The organism is Hydrocoleum sp. CS-953 (genome assembly GCF_002260545.1).
Classification (GTDB): domain Bacteria; phylum Cyanobacteriota; class Cyanobacteriia; order Cyanobacteriales; family Microcoleaceae; genus Trichodesmium.
Genome location: NZ_LGSU01000432.1, coordinates 1 through 3,095 on the forward strand (window position 1 = coordinate 1; position 3,095 = coordinate 3,095).

At 35.0% G+C, this 3,095-nt stretch carries 2 protein-coding genes; both read right to left on the reverse strand.

The genetic code is table 11. The features are described from left to right. Positions 1-289: 289 nt before the first annotated feature. Entirely contained in the window at positions 290-631 is a 342-nt protein-coding gene (locus AFK68_RS04275) for a DUF760 domain-containing protein (protein WP_094671732.1), read from the reverse strand. A gap of 1,165 nt (positions 632-1,796) precedes the next feature. Continuing rightward, positions 1,797-2,756, reverse strand: coding sequence for an RNA polymerase sigma factor, RpoD/SigA family (locus AFK68_RS04280; protein ID WP_094671733.1), 960 nt, complete (start codon positions 2,754-2,756; stop codon positions 1,797-1,799). Positions 2,757-3,095 lie beyond the last annotated feature (339 nt).

Here is a 3,095-nt window from a genome sequence, read left to right on the forward strand (position 1 = left end):
GATAATAAATAAAAATTTTCCTGTTCGTCAATCCTCTTCTTTTCAAGGAGAGGTAATTCGCGCATTCTAAATTCTAAATTCTAAATTCTTGAATATTTTCCTTCCTTCAATAGATATCTCCAAAAAATAAACTTACTCTTTATTTAGCATAAGCTAGAGTTGTAAAAGTAACTTACAGTCATCATTTTTCTGACCTTGGGCATGAAAATTTTTTCCCTGTTCCCTATTCCCTATTTCTAATAAAAATTCCCCGGTCTAACAACCCAGGGAATAATTAAAATTTGACTAATTAAGCCTCATTATTAAATGTTCGATCCATTTTCAAAGAATTTTCAAATGTCATTCTCTGTTCAGCATTTCTAATAAAATAGCCACTGAGCATTGCTGAAGCTAATAATTTACCTAAATTTTCTCTGCTAGTTGTTACATTTACATTAAATTGTTCTGAGGGTAGATTGCCTAATAGTCCAATAATATTTCGCTCCATCACCTGAAAAACTTCTTGGGAATTTGGTTTTGATAAGTGGGACACTGTATCTGGACTCATAGATTGGACATATTGCCAAAGTAAATTGGCTCCTTCTGAACTTTCTTCAAACAACTCTGGCCTGTTATTGTTTCTATTGGTCACTTTCTACCTCCATTTCAGAAACTCTTTTTGACAAGTATGGTTTATGGACTTAACCAACCATATCTATTGCAATTGTTAATATTTGTTTTACTTCCTCAATACTAATTTAACAGAATGTTGCTAGAAGTCCCCACTATAGAATCCCTGAAGGGATTCTATATTAAAATATATATGGGCAGTAGGGGAGTAGGGTAGTGAGGGAGTAGGGGAGAGTGTAAGATGGTGAAGCAAGGGAGCCTAGATTATATCTTTTTCCTCTATTCTTTCTCCATCTCCTGAATTCTGAATTCTGACTCAAGAGCCAAAAACCTGCACCTTTGCTCATATTCCCAATGAGTCCTATATAGTCTTTGCTTTACCAATAACTAGGGTGAAAATTGAAAATTTATGATGAGATGGGGTGAGAAGGAGAAAGAAATAATGATAAATCCTAATATACTATATTATATAATCAATACCATGTCATCTCTCCCTAGATTCCCGTCTTCAGTCTCTCAACAAAGATTTTAAGGCTTATTGGTACTAACCTTGGAGCAATTCTTGTCTTGTAAGCATTCAGCTATTAGTATTTCCGTTCCAGAATGCTGCCCAAACAGCTCTCAGCTTTTGAAGTTAATAACTTACCGAATTATTAATTATTAATTATTAATTATTAAATAATTCTGGTTTAAAGCCTCCCCTTGGATAGGGGAAAAAAGTGCTAGGATATNGTTCCAGAATGCTGCCCAAACAGCTCTCAGCTTTTGAAGTTAATAACTTACCGAATTATTAATTATTAATTATTAATTATTAAATAATTCTGGTTTAAAGCCTCCCCTTGGATAGGGGAAAAAAGTGCTAGGATATTTCCTCATCTTCAATTCCGTCACGGTTTTAACTAGAGGTAATTATTAATTATCAATTATCAATTATCAATTATTGAATAGAGTTAGCTCATAACCTTTTTCGTGTCAGACTTTTAATTCTCGCCATCAGACTAATTCCTCCTAATAAAATAATGAGTTAATAGCTGATAGCTGGTAGCTGACGGCTGAATGCTTATCTTGTCTTTGTCTGTAGAGCATCAAAAAATAAATTTTCTGCTTCGGCTAAACTGATACACCGAAGCAGAAATATAACATTAAATTAGATTAATGTATAAGTTTATCAAAGCATTTGATTATCCTTAACTAGCTAAATAATCATTCATATCTTGCTTTCTTTTACGCAGTTTACTTAAAGCTTCCCGCTCTATCTGTCGTACTCTTTCACGACTAATATTTAGGCGATCGCCAATTTTCGATAAAGTCATGCTTTGCCCATCTTCTAAACCAAACCTTAAGGCCAAAACTTGCTTTTGTTGAGGAGTTAGGTCAGCCATAATTGATTCTAAATCAGTCCGCATGGAAGATTGGAGAGCATAATCTTCTGGAGAAGCTCCCGTGTCTTCTAACAAATCTCCTAACTCTGTATCTTGGTTATCTCCCACTCGCAAATCAAGTGATAAAGGTAAGCGAGCCCTTTCTAAACATTCCCGAATTTGTTTTGGAGTTAAACCTAGTTCTGCTGCTATTTCAGCAGTAGTAGCGGAACGTCCTAGCTGTTGAGTCAGTTGACGCTGGACTTTTTTAATCTTGTTCAGCTTTTCTGTAATATGAATAGGTAAACGAATTGTGCGGCCTTTTTCTGCGATCGCTCTAGTAATGGCCTGACGAATCCACCAATAAGCATAAGTAGAAAATCTATAACCCTTGGTAGGGTCAAACTTTTCTACTCCTCGCTGCATACCAATAGTACCTTCTTGAATTAAATCAAGCAAATCTACATTTCGTTTGATATACTTTTTAGCAACAGATACGACCAAGCGTAAATTGGCCTCTACCATTTTCCGCTTTGCTCTTTCACCTTCCCTGATAATACGTTGCAATTCACTCATTGAAAGATTTTTGGCATCAGCCCATTCTGTTAATGTTGGCTTACGACCTAACGCTTCAGCTAAAGTCTGATTGAATTCCTGCAAAGCTGTTAAGCGTTGCACCTGTTTCCCATAAAGAATTTCTTCTTCGTGGGTTAATAGGGGAACACGACCAATTTCTCTTAGATAAGTGCGTACAGAATCAATGTCTGAGGTTTTACCAATCTTCATAATCTTCCTCCCGCTAGATAATTCTACTTTGAGGTAGCAAGAAAAGTGGGCGGGCGTTACGCTTTTCTTGAATTTTTCTTAAAAAAGTTTTTTCCTCTGACCATTTATGATTAATTTGGCCTAGAGAGATTCTAAATTATAGATTTTAGATTTTTTAGATATGACCAAAGGGTTCCAATTTTATTTGGATCTGTGATGGACATTTGTTGGCAATAAAAAAAATTTTACTATTTTTGAATTTTGATTTAGCAAAAAATCCTACTGGGATTTGTCTAAAGTGGACTTTTTTGTTTTCTTATCGCTTCAATTATTTTTTTGGCCTTTACATAACTCTATACT